This is a genomic window from Liquorilactobacillus sucicola DSM 21376 = JCM 15457, assembly GCF_000612445.1.
GTDB lineage: Bacteria > Bacillota > Bacilli > Lactobacillales > Lactobacillaceae > Liquorilactobacillus > Liquorilactobacillus sucicola.
In genome coordinates, this window is record NZ_BALC01000003.1 from 72,025 (window position 1) to 93,763 (window position 21,739).

At 36.3% G+C, this 21,739-nt stretch carries 20 protein-coding genes and 2 pseudogenes; 20 read left to right on the plus strand and 2 right to left on the minus strand.

Annotated elements, in window-relative coordinates:
• Positions 1 to 13 precede the first annotated feature (13 nt).
• The 5 genes and pseudogenes from rhaB (at position 14) to JCM15457_RS05795 (ending at position 5,319) form a co-directional block, all read left to right on the plus strand.
• A pseudogene (gene rhaB, locus JCM15457_RS05775) lies at positions 14 to 1,485 on the plus strand (rhamnulokinase).
• The gene (gene rhaM / locus JCM15457_RS05780) at positions 1,482 to 1,799 is read left to right on the plus strand and encodes an L-rhamnose mutarotase (protein ID WP_034988414.1); all 318 of its coding nucleotides are present in this window, start codon (positions 1,482 to 1,484) and stop codon (positions 1,797 to 1,799) included. Before rhaB ends, rhaM begins: the two are co-directional and overlap by 4 nt.
• Before the next feature lie 15 nt (positions 1,800 to 1,814).
• Entirely contained in the window at positions 1,815 to 3,080 is a 1,266-nt protein-coding gene (locus JCM15457_RS05785; RefSeq protein ID WP_034988415.1) for an L-rhamnose isomerase, read from the plus strand.
• A 30-nt stretch (positions 3,081 to 3,110) separates the two neighbouring features.
• Positions 3,111 to 3,926: a rhamnulose-1-phosphate aldolase gene (gene rhaD, locus JCM15457_RS05790; protein WP_034988416.1), complete on the plus strand. Its 816-nt coding sequence runs from the start codon at positions 3,111 to 3,113 to the stop codon at positions 3,924 to 3,926.
• 274 nt (positions 3,927 to 4,200) lie between these two features.
• Entirely contained in the window at positions 4,201 to 5,319 is a 1,119-nt protein-coding gene (locus JCM15457_RS05795) for an NAD(P)-dependent alcohol dehydrogenase (protein ID WP_034988417.1), read from the plus strand.
• A gap of 60 nt (positions 5,320 to 5,379) precedes the next feature.
• On the opposite strand, the gene JCM15457_RS05800 is transcribed toward JCM15457_RS05795, so the two are convergent.
• Entirely contained in the window at positions 5,380 to 6,153 is a 774-nt protein-coding gene (locus tag JCM15457_RS05800; RefSeq protein ID WP_034988418.1) for a DeoR/GlpR family DNA-binding transcription regulator, read from the minus strand.
• Between the two features lie 216 nt (positions 6,154 to 6,369).
• On the opposite strand from JCM15457_RS05800, the gene JCM15457_RS05805 reads away from it, so the two are divergent.
• The 5 genes and pseudogenes from JCM15457_RS05805 to JCM15457_RS05825 all read left to right on the plus strand — a co-directional run bounded on the left by JCM15457_RS05805 (position 6,370) and on the right by JCM15457_RS05825 (position 9,734).
• On the plus strand, positions 6,370 to 6,837 hold the full coding sequence (locus JCM15457_RS05805; RefSeq protein WP_034988419.1) for a PTS sugar transporter subunit IIA: 468 nt from the start codon (positions 6,370 to 6,372) through the stop codon (positions 6,835 to 6,837).
• A 12-nt stretch (positions 6,838 to 6,849) separates the two neighbouring features.
• Positions 6,850 to 7,167 carry a PTS sugar transporter subunit IIB gene (locus JCM15457_RS05810; RefSeq protein WP_034988420.1) on the plus strand — a complete coding sequence of 106 codons (318 nt, stop codon included), beginning with the start codon at positions 6,850 to 6,852 and terminating at the stop codon, positions 7,165 to 7,167.
• An 18-nt stretch (positions 7,168 to 7,185) separates the two neighbouring features.
• On the plus strand, positions 7,186 to 8,724 hold the full coding sequence (locus JCM15457_RS05815) for a PTS galactitol transporter subunit IIC (protein ID WP_034988421.1): 1,539 nt from the start codon (positions 7,186 to 7,188) through the stop codon (positions 8,722 to 8,724).
• A gap of 13 nt (positions 8,725 to 8,737) precedes the next feature.
• On the plus strand, positions 8,738 to 8,965 hold the full coding sequence (locus tag JCM15457_RS05820) for a hypothetical protein (RefSeq protein ID WP_034988422.1): 228 nt from the start codon (positions 8,738 to 8,740) through the stop codon (positions 8,963 to 8,965).
• A gap of 41 nt (positions 8,966 to 9,006) precedes the next feature.
• Positions 9,007 to 9,734, plus strand: a pseudogene (locus JCM15457_RS05825) (class II aldolase/adducin family protein).
• A gap of 348 nt (positions 9,735 to 10,082) precedes the next feature.
• Here the strand turns inward: JCM15457_RS05825 and JCM15457_RS12380 are convergent.
• A complete protein-coding gene (locus JCM15457_RS12380; protein ID WP_235725602.1) occupies positions 10,083 to 11,210 on the minus strand; it encodes a helix-turn-helix domain-containing protein in 1,128 nt (375 codons plus the stop codon).
• A gap of 129 nt (positions 11,211 to 11,339) precedes the next feature.
• On the opposite strand from JCM15457_RS12380, the gene JCM15457_RS05835 reads away from it, so the two are divergent.
• The 10 genes from JCM15457_RS05835 to JCM15457_RS05880 all read left to right on the plus strand — a co-directional run bounded on the left by JCM15457_RS05835 (position 11,340) and on the right by JCM15457_RS05880 (position 21,731).
• Complete coding sequence (locus JCM15457_RS05835; protein ID WP_081778203.1) at positions 11,340 to 12,554, plus strand: MFS transporter; 1,215 nt, start codon at positions 11,340 to 11,342, stop codon at positions 12,552 to 12,554.
• A 20-nt stretch (positions 12,555 to 12,574) separates the two neighbouring features.
• Entirely contained in the window at positions 12,575 to 14,161 is a 1,587-nt protein-coding gene (locus JCM15457_RS05840) for an alpha-L-rhamnosidase-related protein (protein ID WP_034988423.1), read from the plus strand.
• A gap of 34 nt (positions 14,162 to 14,195) precedes the next feature.
• Positions 14,196 to 15,128, plus strand: coding sequence for an ROK family protein (locus JCM15457_RS05845; protein ID WP_034988424.1), 933 nt, complete (start codon positions 14,196 to 14,198; stop codon positions 15,126 to 15,128).
• Complete coding sequence (locus tag JCM15457_RS05850; RefSeq protein ID WP_034988425.1) at positions 15,128 to 16,591, plus strand: glycoside hydrolase family 1 protein; 1,464 nt, start codon at positions 15,128 to 15,130, stop codon at positions 16,589 to 16,591. Before JCM15457_RS05845 ends, JCM15457_RS05850 begins: the two co-directional genes overlap by 1 nt.
• Before the next feature lie 556 nt (positions 16,592 to 17,147).
• Positions 17,148 to 18,137: a flagellin N-terminal helical domain-containing protein gene (locus JCM15457_RS05855; RefSeq protein ID WP_034988426.1), complete on the plus strand. Its 990-nt coding sequence runs from the start codon at positions 17,148 to 17,150 to the stop codon at positions 18,135 to 18,137.
• Between the two features lie 117 nt (positions 18,138 to 18,254).
• The gene (locus JCM15457_RS11680) at positions 18,255 to 18,686 is read left to right on the plus strand and encodes a flagellar protein FlaG (RefSeq protein ID WP_051993312.1); all 432 of its coding nucleotides are present in this window, start codon (positions 18,255 to 18,257) and stop codon (positions 18,684 to 18,686) included.
• 10 nt (positions 18,687 to 18,696) lie between these two features.
• Entirely contained in the window at positions 18,697 to 20,112 is a 1,416-nt protein-coding gene (fliD, locus tag JCM15457_RS05865; protein ID WP_034988427.1) for a flagellar filament capping protein FliD, read from the plus strand.
• 16 nt (positions 20,113 to 20,128) lie between these two features.
• Positions 20,129 to 20,470: a hypothetical protein gene (locus JCM15457_RS05870; protein ID WP_034988428.1), complete on the plus strand. Its 342-nt coding sequence runs from the start codon at positions 20,129 to 20,131 to the stop codon at positions 20,468 to 20,470.
• Between the two features lie 16 nt (positions 20,471 to 20,486).
• Positions 20,487 to 20,864 (plus strand): flagellar export chaperone FliS, encoded by a 378-nt coding sequence (gene fliS / locus JCM15457_RS05875; RefSeq protein WP_034988429.1) that lies wholly within the window; start codon positions 20,487 to 20,489, stop codon positions 20,862 to 20,864.
• A gap of 102 nt (positions 20,865 to 20,966) precedes the next feature.
• Positions 20,967 to 21,731, plus strand: a complete 765-nt coding sequence (locus JCM15457_RS05880) for a hypothetical protein (protein WP_051993313.1) — start codon at positions 20,967 to 20,969, stop codon at positions 21,729 to 21,731.
• Positions 21,732 to 21,739 lie beyond the last annotated feature (8 nt).

Sequence of the window (21,739 nt, forward strand, 5' to 3'; positions counted from 1 at the left end):
ATTTGAGCAATTTATGACTAGGACATATGTTGCAGTTGATATTGGAGCTTCTAGTGGACGGTTAATGCTTGCTAATTTGGTTGATTCTAAACTTGTTATGAAAGAAGCTCATCGTTTTAAAAATGGATTTATTCATGATAAAGGACATGATCGCTGGAATGTTGATGGTTTAATCAAAGAAATTTTGATTGGCTTAAGTAAAATCAAAAAAGCTGGTTATCAGACGTTGTTCTGGGGATCGATACTTGGGCAGTTGACTATGTCTTAGTCGATGAACAGGGCGAAAAAATACAAGATCCAATTTCTTATCGAGACACTCGGACGCAAGGAAGTATTGAACGGTTAACCACAGACCTTTCTAAAGAATATATTTATCAAAAAACCGGAATTCAATTCTTAGATTTTAATACACTATATCAGTTATTTGAAGAAGATAAGGATCTTTTAGCAAAGACCGCTAGAATTATGATGATTCCAGATTATATTGGTTACGCATTAACAGGAAAGGCAGTTACAGAAGTAACTAATGCTTCTACTACTCAAATGCTTAGTTTACGTGAAGGGTTATTTGATGATCATTTGTTGGAGAAGGTCAATGTTAAACAGAGCCAATTTCCTAAATTAGTCGAAGCTGGAACAATTTTAGGTGAGGTTAAATCGGAGTTGAGTGAAAAGTATGATTTGCCAAAAACTGAGGTAATAACCGTTGCAACGCATGATACTGCATCGGCTGTTATAGGAGCCCCAGGCATCGGACAAAAGTGGGCCTACTTGAGTTCAGGAACCTGGTCCTTAATTGGGGCAGAACTTAACATACCCGAAAATGGTGAAGTAGCTTTCAAACAAAATTACACCAATGAATGGGGAGCATACGGAACTTATCGTTTTCTCAAAAATATTATGGGCCTTTGGCTTATTCAAAACATTAAACAAGAACTTGGAGATCAGTATAGTTTTGCAGAGCTTGCAAAATTAGCTGAAGAAGAACCACCTTTTCAACAGTTGATTGATGTTAATGATGAGAGATTTCAAAATCCGTCCAATATGATTGAGGAAATTAAAAAGTATTGTCAAGAAACAAAACAAAAAGTTCCTCAGACACCAGGTGAATTGTCAATGGCTGTCTATTCGAATCTTTCACTTTACTATGCAAATGAATTATCAATTTTAGATCATATTCTAGGTTATCACATTGATAGCTTGAATATTGTGGGTGGCGGTTCGAATGTTGAATTGATGAATCAGCTAACAGCTACGATTAGCGGAGTTAACGTTTATGCTGGTCCGAGTGAAGCAACTGCAATTGGAAACATCATGGTACAAATGATTACGAAAGGAGACATTTTAAATGTATATCTTGCTAGGAGAATAATAGCAAATTCATTTAATATCAAAGAATTTAGGCCAGAAAATGATAAATATCCAGAAATTTTACAGGTTTATCAGAGATTTTTAAAAAGTAGCTTCGAAAGGAGAAAAAGATGACAGTTAGAATGGGACAATTGATGCATGTTTATCCTGATCAATATGAAGAGTATGAGCGACGTCATAATAACCTCTTTCCTGAAATGAGGAAAGCTTTGAAAGAAGCAGGCGCTCATAATTATTCAATTTTTCTTGACAAAAAGACTGGTAATTTATTTGCTTATTTAGAAGTTGATAATGTTGAAAAATATGATGCTATTGCAGGCTCAGAAGCATGTAAGGAGTGGTGGGCTTACATGGAACCAATTATGGACACTAATATTAATCAAAGCCCGGTAACGTTGAATTTACACGAAGTATTTCATTTAGATTAAAGGGGGAATTTAAAAATGGTTAAATCAGAGAATATTGAAAAAGCCTATGCGGTAGCTAAGGAAAGATATGCAGAATTGGGAGTGGATACTGATGCAGCTATGGAGCAACTAAAAAAAGTTAAACTTTCAATGCATTGCTGGCAAGGTGATGATATTCATGGCTTTTTGAATCCAGATCAGGAATTAACTGGTGGAATTGGAGTAAGTGGAAACTATCCCGGAATCGCGAGAACACCAGACGAACTAACGTCAGATTTACACGAAGCATTGACTTTGATTCCAGGTAAACACAAGGTTCAATTGCATACTTTGTATGCTGTGACTGATCAGAAAAAGGATTTTGATGAAGTTGGTCCAGAAGACTTCCAATATTGGGTTGATTGGGCTAAAAAGGAAGGCATCGGACTCGATATGAATCCGACATTCTTCTCACATCCTAAAGTAAAACATAATTTCACCTTAGCCAGCCCAGAAAAAGAAATTCGTGATTATTGGATTGAAGTTGGCAAAAAGTCACGTGAAATTGCAAACTATTTTGGTAAAGAACTCGGTCAAAAATCAGTTAATAACTTTTGGATTCCTGATGGTTTTAAAGATAATCCAATTGATAAGCAAAGTCCGCGTGAACGCCTGATAGATTCGTTAGATGAAATATTTGCTAAGAAATATGATGAAAACAACACAATTGAAGCGGTTGAAGGAAAATTATTTGGAACGGGAATTGAATCGTACACGGTTGGCTCACACTTGTTCTACAATAACTATGCTATTAGCCGTGATAAGTTGTGGACGATTGATGCTGGTCATTGGCATCCAACAGAAGACGTTTCGGATAAGTTCTCAGCATTTATGCCCTTTGGTAAAGGTTTGATGTTACATGTTTCACGTCCAGTACGGTGGGATAGCGATCATGTTGTAGTCATGGATGATGCTTTATTACGGATTACACGTTCGTTGGTTCGAGATAATCAGCTGGGGCGGACAAATATTGGGTTGGATTTCTTTGATGCAACAATTGATCGGGTGGCTGCTTGGGTAGTTGGTGCGCGAGCAACTCAGAAAGCTTTGCTGCAGGCAATGCTGGCACCAATTGATCAATTAAAGAAATCTGAACTCAACTATGACTTTACTACACGTTTAGCAGTTACTGAAGAATTGAAATCATATCCATTTGGTGCAGTTTGGGATGAATTTTGTTTACAAAATGGCACTCCGGTTGGAACAGATTGGTTGAGCAATATCCACCAGTACGAAAAGAATATTTTGTTCAAACGCAATTAATCAAAGAATTAGGCATTAGGGGGAAACATAATGGTAAAATTTGTTGATTCAAAATTTGTAAAAAAAATTAGTGAAATTACACATGAGTCCTATACAGATGGTTGGGATGAACGTAATGGGGGAAACATTTCATTAAGAATTGATGCTGTGGATTTAAAGGATTTTGAAGATGTTAAGGATATTAAAAAGACATTGGCACTCGGTTTTAACGCTTCCCCATTAGCGGGAGAATATTTTTTAGTAACAGGAACAGGTCGGTATTTTCGTAACGTAATTAATCAATCAACACTGGATCTGGGGTTGGTTCAGATTACAGATGATGGGCAGAAGGCGAAGTTATTATGGGGCTTTGAGGATGGTGGTTTACCAACATCAGAATTTCCAAGTCATTTAATGACACATATTGAACGCTTGAAGATCGATCCAACACAACGAGTGGTGATGCACTGCCATCCAACCAACTTGATTGCTCTGTCATTTACACAAGAGTTGGATGAAGCACAGATTTCTCGCTTGCTTTGGAAAATGCAGGCCGAATCGTTAGTCGTTTTTCCTGAAGGAATCGGCGTTATCCCATATATGACTCCAGGTACTACTGATATTGGGCGCGCAACTGCTACAAAAATGCAAGATTTTCGAGTAGTTATGTGGCCGCATCATGGAATCTTTGGAGTAGGTGCTGACTTAGATGAGACTTTTGGATTGATTGAAACAGTCGAAAAAGCAGCTACTATTTATTCGCAAATTGGAGCCCAGGGCGGCAAAATAAAACAATCAATTACCGATAATCAATTGCGTGAATTAGCAGCTGCATTTAACGTGACCGCAAATCCAAAGTTTTTGTAACTAAAACATTTAAATAAATTAAAAAATAAAGCCAGATCAACAGATAGGCTTTATTTTTTTTAAAATTTTTGGTTTGGATATAAAACTGCTTTCGACGGTAGACATCTATTTATTGTCACCATCTTTGTTTTTTAAGACTAATGGTATTTTCAAGTTTAGCCCACCTGTATATTTAGTACTTTCTAAATGTATTTTTGATATTGAAAACGGTTACTCGATTGCAGATAATATCTGTAGGTAGTTAGTTAATTCACAAATTTTAGGAGGATGTAATATGAAAATCAGAGCAGCAGTAGTTGAAAAAATGGGTGATCCATTTGTTGTGAAGAACAATATTGAATTAGCCGAGATGGGTCCGACGGATTTACAAGTTAAGATGGTTGCCAGTGGTATTTGCCATTCGGATGAAGCAATTCGTAAAGGGGACGCTTCTTTAGGTTATCCGGTAATTTTAGGTCATGAGGGTTCAGGAATTGTTGAGAAGGTTGGTCAACAAGTTAAGGGCTTCACTGTTGGTGACCATGTAGTCTTATCATTTTATTCTGATGGTACTTGTGATAATTGTTTAAAGGGTGTTCCAACTCAGTGCCGCAGTTATGCCAAATATAATTTAAGCGGTGTTCGAGCAAATGGGACTGACCATTTTACTGAATACGGCAAGCATATTAGTGATATGTTCAACCAATCATCATTTACTACACACACAGTTGTTAACCAACGAAATGCGGTAAAAGTTGACAAAGAACTTGATTTGCGCAAATTAGGACCTTTGGGTTGTGGGTATGTTACTGGTAGCGGAACTGTTTTTAATACCTTAAAACCAAGACCCGGTCAAACAATTGCTGTTTTTGGTACTGGGGCGGTTGGTTTAGCAGCAATGATGGCAGGTAAAATTTCTGGATGTACAAAAGTTATTGCAGTTGATGTTGTTTCTGAACGGTTAGCCTTGGCTAAAGAACTTGGTGCGACGCAAACTATTAATAGCAAGGAAGAAGATCCGGTTACCGCAATTCAAAGGCTAACTAATGGTTACGGAGTTGATTTCACGGTTGATACAACCGGAATTGAACCAGTAATGCTACAGGCTATCAATGCATTAGCTCAAGGTGGAACTGCTGCCTTAATTGCAGTTACTGCTCAAAACATAACGATGAGTTCATGGAATGATCTTTGCACTTCTGATCGTAAAGTTGTTGGTGTCAATATGGGTGATGCTATTCCGCAAATTGATGTTCCGCGCTTGATAGAATTTTATAAGCTAGGAATATTTGATTTTGATAAAACTGAGAGATTCTATAAGTTTGCTGACATCAATCAGGCTAATCAGGATTCGGTCAGTGGTAAAACCATTAAACCAGTTTTGATAATTGATGAAAATTATCAGCCTGAATAAAAAGTAATACAGAATTTTAAAAATTAGCCAAGAATAAAGGAAATTTATTCTTGGCTGATTTTATATAGTTACTAAACTAATGTTATTCGCTTTGAGAGATTGACAAATTTCTTCAGAGGGCTTGATATCAGTAATGATTTTATTTATATTATAATCTTTGAAGTTTGATAAGATTATGTAATCTTTTTTTTCGAATTTTGTGTGGTCTATTAATAAAATTGCTTGCTTTGAATAATGAAGAATTGCTTTTTTTAAAACATTTTGCTCTTCATCAGCCATAAAAATTCCGTGTTCATTGATAGAACTACATGAAAGAAAAGATAAATCAGGTCTGAAATAGTTTATCAAATCACTCAAAGCTTTACCTCCCAATACTGCTCCAGATTCAAAAGCAACTTTTCCACCTAAAATAGATAAATCGATATTATTTAGGTAGTTAACCTCAAGAGCAATATGAATGCTATTGGTAATAATGTGTAGGTTTTTTTTATTAGAAAGGTATTTTGGCAAGAAAGAAAGAGTTGAGGAGGCATCCAAAAATATTGCGCTATTGTCTGTTATAAATTGTGATGCTTTCCTACATAACTTGTTTTTAATATCTTCATTTGCCTGTCTCCTAGTAGCATAGGCGAATTCAATGTTTGAGTTTTGTAACAAACTAACGGTTCCATGTGAACGCTTTATAATATTTGTCGATTCAAGAGCTATTAAATCTCTTCGCAATGTTGAAATACTAGTTTTTAACAAATCTTTTAAATTATTTACGTTCACGTTTTTTTCCCGCATAAGAATTTCTATTATTTTCTTTTCTCGTTCGCTTTGATTTAATGTCATATAAATAATTCTCCAAGTATTTTTTTAAATTATAACATATATTTGCTATTGTTTTAATGAACTAATATGAACTTTTAAAAAGACACATGCAATACTATTTTTTTAGTATATGCTATTGATAAGCTAATGTAAGCGGTTTATAATATAAGTGTAAATTAAATCTTGCAAGTTTAAAAGTTTACAATTGTTCAAAAATATGAACGTGGAGGCGTAGATATGTCTGAATTTGATAAGTTGTTTGATGAAAATTTGATTTTCGTTGATGTGGAAGCTGCAGACAGGCAAAATTTATTTGAAAAAGTAGCAAAACTGCTTTTTGACCAAGGATATGTAAAAGCTAGTTATTTAAAAGCATTAAACAAACGTGAAGACGAATTTCCTACAGGGATTTTAACAGAAAATTTAGCCATTGCATTACCTCATGCAAATCCTGAGAATGTTAATAAACCATTTATTGCCATCGTGAAATGTAAAAATTTAATTCATGTGGAGCAAATGGGGATTGGTGAAGATGAGGAGACAAAAAACTTTTTCTTTTTAGGAATTGTCAAAGAAACGCAAGATCTTCAAGTTAAATTATTACAAAGGTTTATGCAGCTAATGAATGATGAGAGTTTTGTAAATGAATATAAGAAACTGAATAGTTCAACAGATATTTATGAATACTTTTTAAAAAAATTCTAGGAGGAACCAAATATGATGAAAATTGTAGTTGCTTGTGGGAGCGGAGTGGCAACGAGTGAGACGGTAGTAGCATCTATTAAGACTTTTTTAGAACAGCATAAAGTCACAGGCGTGGAAGTTGAAGCAACAGATTTCAAACAGTTAGCAAATGTTTTACACAATTATGATATTTACGTATGGTTAGCAAAACCTACTCCGGAAATTCAGGAGATTTGCAATAATGAGGGAATTCCTGATGTGAATGGGGTCGATATTTTAACTGGAGCAAAGGGAGATAAAACTTTTTTAAATTTGGTACAGGCAATGCTTAGTCTAAAACATGCTTCATAATTTGGGAGGGTTATAAATATGAGTGTTTTAAGAGATATGGTTAATTACGTTCTGAATTTAGGTGCTCCTGTTTTTGTTCCAATTATCATGTTGATTATAGGGTTAGTAGCCCGTTTGAAGACAAGCAAAGCGGTAAAAGCAGCTTTGACATTAGGTGTTGCTTTTAGTGGTATGACTCTTGTAGTTAATTATATGATGGATTCAATATCGCCAGCAGCTAAGTCAATGTCCAAACTGTTTCATTTAAGTTTAAATGCAATTGACGCCGGTTGGACAGGTGTTGCGGCAATAACTTGGTCATATAAGTCAGCTTTTCTTTTTTTCCCGTTATTATTGTTAATAAATTTTGTAATGTTAACTTTTAATTGGACAAAAACTCTTAATGTAGATATGTGGAATGTTTGGAACAAAATTTTCACTTATGTAGTAGTTTACTATGTAACAGGCAATGCTATCTTTGGCTTTTTAGTTGCAAGTATACAAATTGTCTTTGAATTAAAGGGAGGAGATATGTGGCAACGACATATTGAGGATCTGACAGGGATTCCTGGAGTCACAGTTCCACATTTAATTGCCTTGTTTGCAGTGCTACTGATGCCCCTTAACAAATTACTTGATTTTATCCCTGTCATGAATCGACCCGCAGATGCAAATGCATTACAAAAAAAGATCGGTATATTTGGGGATAACACTGTTATGGGGGCAATTATCGGGGCACTTTTAGGGTTAGGTGCTGGATATTCAGTTTCAGGATCAGCTAAGCTCGCAATTGAAGCAGCAGCGGCAATGACTTTATTCCCTATGATTTCAAAGCTTTTTATGGAAGCGCTATCTCCAATAGCGGATGCTATGAATACAATGATGAAGAAAAAATTTAAGGGAAGGGAAATTTTCATTGGTCTAGATTGGCCGATTTTAGCGGGTAGAAATGAGTTGTGGGTGACTGTAATTATTTTGGTGCCGATTGAATTAGTCATGGCTATGCTACTACCCGGAAATACGGTGTTACCTTTTGCCGGAATAATTAACCTATCGTTTGTCGTCGCTGCGTTACTACTTACTGGAGCAAATCTTTGGAGAATGATAACTTTAGGAATAATTACAACGCCAATATTTTTATATGGGGCAACGTACTTTGCGCCAATAATTACTAAACTTGCTAAGACCACGGGTGCCGTGAAAGTTCAAGCTGGACAGCAATTATCATGGTCAACATTTGAAGCACCTGATTTCAGGTTGTTTTTTGCTCAGGCATTCAATGGTAAATGGTGGGCAATGATTATGGTCATTGCTTGGATATTAGGATTTGTCTGGCTGTATATTGATCAAAATAAAATTCCTGTTCCAAGTAAGAGATATGTTACAAACCTAGGAGAAATTGCTGTAGATGAAAGTAAAACAGATGATGCTAAGAAGCAGAATTTGAAAAGTTATTCAAATGCAAAAATTGCAGACATTGAGGGTTTAGATTTTAGCAATGTAAGCAAATCAAAATCTTCAAAAAAGATTACTATTAGCGATCTTGATGGAGTAGATTTTAGTAATGTGAAGAGGTAAGGGGGAATTAGCTGTGTCCGAATCTATGCAGAAAATAATGTACCACATTATTTTATTTGTTGATGTTTTTTTAACTTTTTATGCCATAAATACAGGCAATATAATTGGATGTGTGGTCTTAATATTTTTTAGCATAACCTTCAGTAAAGAGGCATCTCCTATATTACTAAAAAATTATTATAAACGACTAGAAAAAAGAAAATTAATTTTAAATGAATTATTAAAAAAGAAGAGAGATTAAAAATGTATGCAAGGGAGATATGCTAAATGTTAAATGATTGTATGACGAAAGAAAGATTACCTTTTGAAGATCAGAGAAGAAATTTAGCGCAGGTTGCTAGAGAAATGTTCACAAGGAAAATGACTAATGTTGCTGGTGGAAACATATCGGTTAAACTAACACCAAAAGAAAGTTTTGGCTATGATGGATATGAATATAAAGCAGGAAAAGATTATCTGATCATGACACCAACATTCATGTCTGAAGCTTGGTATGCAAATTTGAGCGTTTCTCAAATACTAGTTATTGATCTTGAGACGGGGGAAAAAATAGCTGGTGAGGGTCGAGTTACAAGAGAAATTAATATGCATGAGGAGCTTATAAAGCCAATTCTCAAATAAGGGTTGTTTACCATTCTCATGCAAAAAATAGTATGTTCTGGGCGACAATTGGTCAAGATATGCCAAACCTTACAGAAGTGACATCAGTAAATGTACCTTTAGGTAAAATAAAATGTTTACCTTACAGAGAGGCTTGTACTAAAGAACTTGCAGATTTAGTGTATGATGAGCTTTTAAAATTGGGTGATAAAGCAAAACAAAATATTTTTTTGTTGAATAGTCACGGGGTTTTGATTACTGACACTGATCTGCATGCTGCTACTGAAGTTCTTGAAACCGTTGAATGGAATGCTGAAATAGCTTATAAGCAAGCAATTTTTAAAAAACTAGGGTTGATAGACGAATATAAGTCCTGCGGTAAAACGACGAATGGTTTTTTAGAAATTTAAGCTAGTTTTGTTAATCAATGAAAATTACCAACTAGAATAAAAATTAAAAAGCGTACAAGCTAAGCAGCTTCTGAATGTTTAAAATTCAGAAACTGTTTTTTTATAAAATTTATAACTATACAAAGCACCCCATTCTTTGAAAGGTTCAAGAACAAAATTTGCAGTTTCTTTATTAGAATTGGTGTAAGCAAAATATCTTGTAAATAGGCACTTTTTAAGGGCGGGAATGGATGGATTTAAAAAATAAAAGACATAATTTATAGTTCAGCGAATATGCTAATTTTGACAATTTCTTTTCAAACTTTAAAGGGAAAATGACAATTGCAGATATATTTTGCGATTGTTTTTTTAGAGATGGTATCTTTTTCTAAATTTTGTTGGAGTGGTGTTTAAGTATTTTTTAAAAAGTTTAGTTAGATAACTTTGGTCACTAAAGCCTAACATGGTCGCTATTTCAGTGACGGTTTTATTTGAAAATACTAGTTGGCTTTGGATTTCACGAATCTTCTGCTCATTTGCATATTCAACAATTGTCTGGTTAGTAGCTTGTTTGAATGAACGGCAAAGATAATTTTTCGAATAACCAAGTTGATTCGACATTAAAGTTAAATTGACTGTTTCAGTTAGATGCTTGAAAATATAATCTTGGATTAGAAAAATTAAACTTGAATTGGAAAAATTTTGAGCCGCTCGAACGCGCTTAACGAATATTTCTCCGATCTCTTGAGTTAAGTCAACAATACTGTCAATTTTTCGTAGTCGTTCAATTCGTTGAACGCAGCGATCGCTTAGTTTATATGCCGATTCTGGATGCATTCCACCCTTAATAGCTGCGCGCGTAAAAAGCGTTGTTGCTGCGATAAGCAAATTTTTACTATTTCTTAATTCATTTCCAACTGCCATTTTTCCAAAAGTCCCACTATTGATAAAGTCTGCTAGTCGAGGGCGAAATTCTACTAGAATTCCCTTTTCTAAAGATTGAAGCATTAATTTTTCTTTGTAGTAGCTATTGTGATAAATATTAATATTTTCATTATCTAGATCTTCTTCTTTTTCCTCAGCAGTAAACGAAAAATCACTAATAAAATCAGGTTGCTTAATAATCGGCAATTTTTGAAAAAGAATGAAATATAAGATCTTTGTGTAGGAATTTAGTCTTTCAAGACTAATACTTGGAAAACTATCACGGAAATAACCCGAAGCTGCAATGGTTTGAATGTTACACCAAAGTATAATTATTTTGGAATTGTTTTCAGTAAGTGCAATAACACTAAAACATTCATTACGACTGGTACTAAATATTTTTACGGAACCTTTTGTTAAAGGAAAATCAATTTTGGCGAGAAATCTATCAGGAAAATCAGGAGAAACAGTTTGCTTGAACTGATTGATTAACTTCTTTTGATAATCATAAACAAAAACCGATATGTTTGAAGCTAGGTGAAATTCTTTAAGTAGTGTCATCAATTGTTTCATTTTTAGTAAGCCCTTTCATTGTAGACTATATAGAACCAATACAATCAATATTATACAATTAAAAACGCTTTAATAAAGTAAAATAGCATTATAGATGATCATCTTAAAAAAGTAAAAGGAGAACGCATCATGACAACTTCTAATCATTCATTCAAAAATGCATTAATCATTGTTGCATTGCTGTCATTAAATATCGTTGAACAAGCTGCAAGTGTAATTACAGGCACAATTCCAGGGATGGCTAAAACATTTTCAAGCGAATCATTAGTTAATATTGAATTAATTACAACTGTAGTTTCAATTTTTGTAACCGTTTTTGTACTGGTTAGTGGCTTCGTAGTTCGGAAAATTGGTCAGAAACAGACGGCGGTTTTAGGCTTAGCAATTGCGACTGCTGGCTCAATTGTGCCAGCCTTTTCAACTAATTTTACAGTTATTTTAGTATCACGTGCAATCTTAGGTGTTGGTATTGGTCTAGCTAATCCATTAGCAATTAGCTTAATTGGTGTTTTCTTTTTTGGGGATGAAAGAGCAAAGTTAATGGGTTGGCGTTCAGCGATAGCTGGGGTCGGTACATCGTTAATGACTTATTTTGCAGGACAGTTGCTTAATATCAGTTGGCATGCAGCTTACTGGGTATATTTATTATTCGTTCCCACTTTACTGTTATTTATCTTTTTCGTTCCAGATCCAGAAAAAACTGGAGCGATTAAACGCCAAGAAGAAGAACAGCAAAAGAAAATAGCTCAAGCTAAAGGGGAGAGTATTCAAAATGATTCTAAGATATTAGTTGCAACTTTAGCGGGTTTAACATTTTTGATCTTAATTGCAATTATGGTCTTAGCAATCAAACTACCAACATTCTTTGTTGAAAGTAAGATTGGAACCGCTACACAAGCAAGTAATGCATGGAGTATTTATAACTTTGCCAGTGTCGCTGGAGGAATTTTGTTTGGCTATTGTTATAAGGTGTTGCGCAAGTATTTATTGCCACTAGGATTAGTTTTATCTGGAATTGGTATGGCATTGATCAGTACGGCTCATAGTGTTGAAATGGTGTATGTTTTGTGCGTAGTAATGGGAATTGTTAGTGCAATGATTATCCCCTATATCTTCAATCGAATTAGTGAAAGCTCTTCGCCGAAGAAAGCACCATTATATACTTCAATTGCTTTAGTTGGTTCCAACTTGGGTTCATTTCTATCACCATATGCCGGTAAGATCCTAGGAACTTCAGGCAAAATTGCAATTCTAAATGCTGGTTTTTTAATGATGGTACTGGCAATCGTTTCACTAACAGTAATTGTCAAGATTAATTCAAGTAAGAAAATGCAGCATAATTAAGGAAAGGACGACGATAAATCATGGAATTTCAAATGAATTCAGCTATTAAATTCAGAAATAATACTAAATTACTCAAAAAAGCGCGACAAACTAAACCAAAATTGCTATTCAAACAAATTGTCCCACAAAAGGTAGTTAAAGTTGTTGCTGACCAGCGAGAGCTATTCGGTTATCGTGCAGTTTCTCAGCCGCAAAAAGTTACTGAATTAGATCGACTATCTTTGGGTAAGGGTGATCGAATAGTATTGGATCTGGGAGACCATCAAGTTGGACATTTTCAGGTGAAAGTTAATTCGATTGGTTCACCGATGGATGCACCATTATGGCTGCATGTTGTATTTGCTGAATTGCCAGCTGAACTAGGGACTATTCATGAAGAATACCATGGTTTGTTAAGCAGTTCGTGGTTAGCCGAAGAATATTTACATTTAGATGTGCTACCTTCATTATTAAAATTGCCACGGCGCTATGCTTGCAGGTATATTATGCTTGAAGTAGTGGACACCTCTCCAAAATGGAAAGTCACTTTTAGTGAGCCACTGTTTACAGCAGAAAGTGCTGTTTCCTCAAAACAAATTGCTGAGCTAAATTCTGGTGACCCACTATTGGATAAAATTGATCAGGTTAGTTGTAAGACTTTGCATGATTGTATGCAAAATGTATTTGAAGACGGACCGAAACGTGATCAACGATTATGGTTAGGGGACCTTAGATTGCAGGCTTTGGCGAATTATGCAACTTTTGATAATCAGAAATTAGTTAAACGTTGTCTATATTTATTTGGTGGTTTAACTACAGAAGATGGAAGAATTTCTGCCAATATATTTACTCAAAATAATCCAATTCCAGATGATACTTTCTTGTATGATTACAGCTTATTTTTTATTTCAACTTTAGCTGATTATTTTACGCATTATCATGATACTGAAGTATTGCAAGATTTGTTTCCAATAGCTCAACAGCAAATTGAACAGGCTTTGCAATTAGTAAATCAGCAAGGACAGGTAGTTTTAGATTCTGAGTGGCCAATTTTTATTGATTGGTCGCAAGAATTTGATAAATCAACTTGTGCGCAAGCCGTTACAATCTATGCGTTAAGGCAATTTATTGAGTTAGCTCAGAAAATGAAAATTTCTATAGAGCCATATCAAGTTGTTTTAGATAAATTAACTAAATTTGCCACAGAAAAATTGTATAATCAGCAATGTGGGTTGTTTGTCAGTGGAAGCAGACGGGAGATTAATATTGCTAGTCAAGTTTGGATGGCATTAGCTAAGGTACTGCCACCTAACCAGAATCATGAATTAATGGAAAAAGTCTTAAATAAGATGTTCCCAGTTACTGGCATTGCAACTCCATACATGTACCATCATATCTGTACAGCACTATTTGAAACTCAACATTCAGCAGAGGCAATTGAACTAATCAAAAATTATTGGGGGAAGATGCTTGAGTATGGTGCGGATACATTTTGGGAAGCATTTCAACCGGAAAAGCCGAACTTCTCACCATATAATAGCATGGCTATCAACAGTTATTGCCATGCTTGGAGCTGCACACCAGCATATCTGCTTAGAAAATACTTACCGGCAGAAAAAAATAAATAGATATTTGTAACAAGGCTAAGAGGAGAGAAATTTTATGCGCAATTACCTGAGCATTGATATTGGTGGAACTAATCTAAAGTATGGACTGATTGATCATTCGGGCAATTTGCTTTTTAAACGACAACTTGCTACACCCACTGAAAAAGCATCTTTTGTGGCCGAATTAAAAAAAATTATTGCGGCTTATCGTTCAAAAATTTTTGGAGTAGCACTTAGCGTTCCTGGTCAAGTCGATTCACAGCGTGGAATTGTCTATCATGGCGGAGCTTTACCATTTTTAAATCAATTGAATTTTCAAAAGTTAATCCAGTTAGAGTTTGGGGAATTACCAGTGGGAGTTGAAAATGACGGCAAAGCAGGTGCATTAGCTGAATTTTGGCTTGGAGTTTTGCAAGGCCAACCTGATTCAGCAGCAATCATCCTTGGTACCGGAGTTGGAGGTGGTATTATTCTTAATAATCATTTGTTGCAAGGAAGTCATTTTCAGGCTGGAGAGTTAAGTTTCATGGTTAATAATTTTCAGTTGTCAGGTAATGATAAGTTAGTAGGTATGAGCTGCTCAGCAGTTAAAATGGTTGAAAGAATTGCGATGAAACTGAATTTGCCAAATAAAAAGGACGGAATAGCTATCTTTGAGCAGCTTAATCAGAAGAATCCAGTAGCCTGGGAAATTTTCCGAGCCTATTGTCAACGAGTTGCTTATCTGATTTTAAATGTTCAAAGTGTACTTGATTTGACAACATACGCAATTGGTGGGGGTATCAGCAGTCAACCGCTAGTAGTCAAAATAATTAATGAAGAATATGACAAAATGTTACTAGAATTGCCATTGGTAAAACAAACTTTAGTACGACCGCAAATAAAAAAGGCTAGGTTTGAAAATAGTGCTAACCTTTATGGAGCACTTTATAGTTTATTGCAAAAAGTGGACCAGAACGTAGTTGCTGATCAAGGGGGAAAATTTTAATGTTTGATTTTAATTCACCAACAACACCTGTGTTTTCAAAGGATTTTTTGTGGGGCGGAGCAACAGCGGCTAATCAATTGGAAGGAGCTTGGAATCAAGCTGGTAAGGGTCCATCAATTGCAGATGCCTTGCCAGGAGGAAATGAGCGTTTCGCAATTGCTAGTCAACCAGAGTTTAACTGGCAAATTGATGAGGATAAGTATCATTATCCAAATCACCGTGGTATTGAACATTATCAACACTTTAAGGAAGACATTAAATTATTTGCTGAGATGGGATTTAGATGCTATCGTTTTTCAATTGCATGGGCGCGAATTTTTCCTCAAGGAGATGAAATCGAGCCCAATAAAGCCGGTTTAAAGTTTTATGATCAATTAATTGATGAGTGCTTGAAATATCAAATTAAACCAGTAATCACTATTTCACATTATGAAATGCCACTGAATTTGGCAAAAAAATATGGTGGTTGGAAGAATCGTCAATTAATTTTGTTTTATGAACGCTTTGCAAAAGTGGTTCTAGAACGGTATTATCAGAAAGTTCATTATTGGATGACTTTTAACGAAATTAATTCAGCATTTCATTTTCCAGTAATGAGTCAAGGATTAGTACCAAGTAATGGCGCAAAAGATTTTACTAACATTGTTCAAGCATGGCATAATCAATTTGTTGCCAGTTCATTAGCAGTTAAGATTGGCCATCGGTTAAATTCAGACTTACAGATAGGCTGCATGGTTTTATATGCGACTAGCTATGCATATGATGCTGATCCGAGGAATCAATTAGCTAATTTACAACAAATGCAAGACTTTAACTTTTTTTGTACTGATGTACAGGTTAGAGGCGAGTATCCATCATCGACTGGCAGGATGCTGCAAGCACATGGAGTTGATCCGCAGAAACTTAAGATTACAGAAGAAGATTTGCAACTATTGAAAGATTATCCGGTCGACTACATCGGTTTTAGTTACTATATGTCGACTGTAACGGATGTTACGCATCAAGATGTGGCTACATCAGCTGGAAACTTAATTGGTGGTGTCAGCAACCCATTTTTAAAAACTAGCGATTGGGGATGGCAGGTTGATCCAACCGGATTGCGGATTGCTTTGAATCAATTATATGATCGTTACCAAAAACCATTGTTTGTTGTTGAAAATGGGTTAGGAGCCTTTGACAAACTAACGGCTGACAATCAGGTTCATGATAACTATCGAATTGATTATTTACGGCGACACATTCAAGCGATGGCAGGGGCAGTGGCTGATGGAGTAGATTTGATGGGCTATACCCCTTGGGGTTGTATTGATTTGGTTAGCGCTTCAACCGGTCAAATGAGTAAACGCTATGGCTTTATTTACGTTGATCTTGATGATCAAGGTCAAGGCAGTTCTAACCGGATTCCAAAAGATTCGTTCTATTGGTATCAAAAAGTTGTTCAAAGCAATGGAAGCAAGTTATAAACAAGTTAGTGTGCAGTGGGCATTAAAATTTTGAACGTAATTCTGTTGACTATGGGTAATACCCCCAAAGTTAAAGTTTTTACTTTAGCTTTGGGGGTATTACTTATAAATAACTTTAATTAATTAGATTTAGCATGTTTTCTTGACTAGTTTAATATAAGCCTAGATATAGGCTAGGGGCATCTTCCCAATCAGACTAGTATCGCAATTAGATTGCATTTACGCGATAAGCACCAATTTTAAATACAATAGATTTAAGAATACGACTTCCAGCAAGCTAGGACTGGAAGTTCATAAACGCGACGGATTGCTCAAGTTCATTTATACGAGTGATCAATTCGTGAATTCACTCTATCCCACCCATAGGCTATCATGCCCTAAGAATATATGAAATATGGTTACTTACACCTCTTAAAAACTACGAAGTACTTTAAAATTTTCAATAAAAAACAATTTTTTTCAAAAAACTAATTAAACACCCCCGTTTTCGTCCGATACATATAGCATGAGGGGGAAACCTCAGAAGATAAATAAACAATTATTGGAGGAATTCAACATGAGAATTAATACAAATGTTGCTGCTTTAAACACATACTCGCGTTTAACAGCTGCTACAACATCAAAAAGCAACTCATTAGCTAAGTTATCATCTGGTTCACGGATCAACAAAGCTGGGGATGATGCTGCTGGACTTGCAATTTCAGAAAAAATGAAGGGCCAAATCGGTGGTTTGACACAAGCTACTCGTAACGCTCAAGACGGTATTTCATTGATTCAAACAGCTGAAGGTGCTTTAAATGAAACACATAGTATCTTAGGCCGGATGCGTGATCTTTCAGTTCAAAGCGCTAACGGAACATTGAGTTCAGATGATCGTGCTGCTGTTAATAAAGAATTCAATGCTTTACATGACGAAATTGATCGTATCAGTAACACAACAGAATTTAATACGAAAAAATTATTGGATCAAAAAGATCAATCATTCACTTTCCAAATTGGTGCTAACGCTGGTCAAACAATGGATGTTACAATTGGTAAAATGGATGCAGCAACACTTTTGAATGAAAAAGATGCTACGTCTAAAGTAACATTGGATGCAAGTTCAGACGATCTTAAGGCGGTAACTGATGCAAAAACAGCATTAGATACAGCTCAAACAACATATGATGCTTCTCCAAAAGCTGATTCAGACAAAGCAACTCTAGCAACCGCACAAGGTAATTATGATACTGCCGTTGCTGATGCTGATAAGGGTGGCCGCACTAATGCTTCTAAAGCAATTACAAGCATTGATGCAGCTATCAAAACAGTTTCTGACCAACGTGCTGACTTGGGTGCTGCTCAAAACCGTTTGACACATACGGTTAACAACTTGGGTACGACACAAGAAAACTTATCTGAAGCTAACTCACGTATCCGTGACGTTGATATGGCTGAAGAGATGATGAACTTCACGAAGTCCAACATCTTGACACAGGCAGCAACATCAATGCTTGCACAAGCAAACGCAATGCCAAACAGTGTTCTTTCATTGTTACAAGGTTAATTTTAATTACAGATTTTCGTTTTTGGCAAAGGCCGATCGTCGTGTATATTCGGCGGTCGGTTTTTGTGGCATACATAACTTTTTTAAGTTATCCTTTTTGAAGGGGAGGATGTATGGATGGAAATTGAAAAAGTTCAACCAGTTCCGCCAACAACGCGGGTTCAGCCAATTGAGACTGATAATGATTTAGATGGTGCTAACTTAGATCTGCGACGCTTAGCACAGGACCTCTTGTCCGATAAGGGTGAGGACAAGCCAGACAGCGAACAGGTCGCACCTAAGCCTGAGGCCGATAGTAAAAGTGATGCGGCTTTCCAAGCAATTCCACAGGCTCAATTAGAGCAAGCTGTTGATGAGATGAATAAGCACCTCTTAGGCCGTGATGTTCGCATGCGTTTCAGAGTGCATAAAACAACGGGACGGACTTATGTCCAATTAATTAATATGAAAAACGACGATGTTATTAAGGAGATACCACCAACCAAAATGCTGGACGTGATCGGCAGTATCTGGAAACAGATGGGGATCGTTGTCGATAAGAAAGGATAGTGATTAAGAGATGGCAAGTATTACAACCGCTAATGGGATCAGCAGTACTTTAGGGCAATTCTCAGGTATAACGGCTGACGACGTTGAACAACTGTTGCAAGCTGACTCAGTCGGTAAGACTAGAGCCCAGAATCAAATTACGACTCTAACTGATCAAAAAACGGCTTGGAGCGACGTTAAAACACGACTGAATAACTTTCTAACCAAGGTCAACGCTTTACAGTCTGACGATGCTTATCAGACGAAGAAAGCGACGACTTCCGATGCAACGATCGCCTCAATTACTGGCGACACGGCAGCTGCTGAAGGAACTTATGATTTAAAGGTCGAACAGTTAGCGACTGCCAGTAAGATCACAGGTGCTCGGCTCGATATCAAGAACAGTAAAACGGCTGTTGGAGCTGCCGGCTCATTAACGCTAACAAGTGCGGAATTAGATAAAGATGGTCAAGCTAAGACTTTTAACTTCGATATCAGTGCCACAGACACATTGAACGATATTGCAGCTAAGGTCAATAAAGAGACAGGTAATTCAAACATCAAAGCTAGCGTGGTTGATAACCGGCTGATTCTGGCGAATAACAAAATGGGTGCGCGTGACATCAGCGTTGGTGGCGATTCCGCAGCCAGCCTTGGATTAGCAACTGGAGCGACAACTACTAAAGGGCAGTCAGCTATTTTTCAACTTGATGGCATGCAAGTAACCCGTGACACGAATACTGTTAGCGACGTCATTGAAGGGACAACCTTTACACTTTCGAAGGTCAGTGACGACCACGCAACACTTTCATTGACGAATGATACTTCTAAGACTGTTTCAGCAGTCAAAGACTTGGTATCACAGTATAACAGCTTAATGAGTTTGATTAGCGATGATCTAGATGTAGGTGATCCTAGCAAATCAGATAATACAACTGGTAAATTAGTCGGTGATAGTGAATTGATGCGGTTGCAATCCTCCTTACGGAATATGGTAACCAATCCTTATGTTGCTGGCAGCAGTTTAAACCCGAATAAAGTTGGAATTTCATTTATTGATCGTGAAGGAACTCTTGGGTTGGATGAAGATAAGCTGAATAAAGCAGTTGCAGATGATCCTGAAGCAGTTAAGAATATGTTCTATCAATCAACCAAGAATTCAATTGGGACAGTTACTTCTGAATCGGGTTATGCTGCTGACTTGTCTAAGATGCTTAATACTTACCTGGTTGATAGTTCAGCTAACAAGGGTGTCATTGCGACCAAGTCTGCTGGGTATGACTCTAGCATTAAAGACCTGAACAAGCAGATCGATAGTTTTAATACAATGTTAGAGGCGAAAAAGACGCAGTATGTTGATATGTTTACCCGGCTTGATCAGGCTATGATGGAAGCCCAATCACAGATGAACTACTTCACAAGTCAAACATCCTCAATGTCTAGTTAAAGATTAGGTGATAAAAATGAAAACAACGGAAGACGAGCAGTTGCTGAGTCAATTGCAAAAATTAGCTGATTTGTTGAGCTCTTGGGATGAGAAGAGCCTTGAACAGGCTGAAAGTATTCTCAAGGAAGCACAAGCAATGATTGTTGTTTTGGATGGTTTGTCGCTTAAAAAGTTAACTGATCCTGAAAAAGAAGTCGTTGACCGAATCGTGGGACAGTATGGTAAACTAGTGCATGTTCTCTCAGCTAAGAAGGGGCAGCTGGTAAAACAGTATGCACAGTTGAATAAACCAAACAGCACGATCAGAACGTATTTGCAGCAAGAACAAGGGGCATCCCTTATTGATGTTGACTTTTAAGGAGTGGAAATAAAGAATGGGTTATGAAAATGCCAAGGATAGTTATCTAAAAAACCAAGTAATCAGTGCTTCACCAAACAAATTGATCGAGATGCTTTACCAAGGCGCAATTAAGAGTGTTAAGATCGCTGGTCTTGCGATTGAGAACGATGATCCTAAAAAAGCGCATAAAGAACTAGTCCGTGCCCAAGATATCTTAATGGAGCTTAAGGGCTCACTTAATACTGAGGTTGAGAGTGATGTCCCAGCCAATTTAGAATCACTGTATGATTTTATGAATGAACAGCTTGTTAAAGCTAATATTAATAAGGATAAAACCTTGCTGCCGCCAGTTGTTAAGATGCTGACGGAGCTGCTTGATGCATGGACACAGATTACAACTGAAATAAAATAATGTAGCAGAAAACGTCTTGCTAAGCTTGGCTTAGGGGCGTTTTTTTACTGAGTAACAAGTGGTAAAAATAAATTAGTATTATTACATTGTGTGGTCTTTTAAGTGGAAGTAAACGGTATAACGGATAAAAATTATAACAAAACAGTAAGTCTTATTGGAAAAGTAGTAAGTATGCCGTTAGTACGTGTAAATAGAAAAGAATTTCTGAGTAGAGAGTCTTCTGAAGTTAGTGATGAAAGACTGTATAAAATAATTCATGAAGGGCCACAATCAGTATATACGCCAGATGAATTGGAAATGAGAGCTAATAAGTTAATTAAAAAGAATATACTTGAAACAGCAGGAACTTCGTTTTTGGCAGGGCTGCCATCTAATCCTGTGACCGCATCTGCATCAGCGGGAGCAGATATAATACAGTATTTTGGCTTCGCAATACATTTGGCTCAGCAACTATGTTATTTGTTTGGCAAGGATGAGTTATTTAGTGAAAATAACAAACTAACTGAGAATGGGCAGGAAGCCTTAATAATTTACTTAGGTATTATGCTGGGAGTTTCGAGTGCTAATTCGGGACTAATGTTTGTCTCTAGAAGGTTTGGTGGCACCGCAGAAAAAAAGATTGCCAAGACAGCTGTTACACAAACGGCTTGGTATCCTATACTAAAAAAAGTGGGAAATGCTATAGGAATTAAAATTACCAAACAGTCTACCGGAAAATTTTTAACAAAGGCTATACCTGTTCTTGGAGGAATAGTTTCAGGTGGTTTGACGTTTATATCATTTAAACCCATGGGTATGAAATTAGAAAAAGCTTTAAAAAAAGGCCTTGAAAGTGATCCAATTATTGTTGAAGGAGAGATAATGTAGTAATAAAA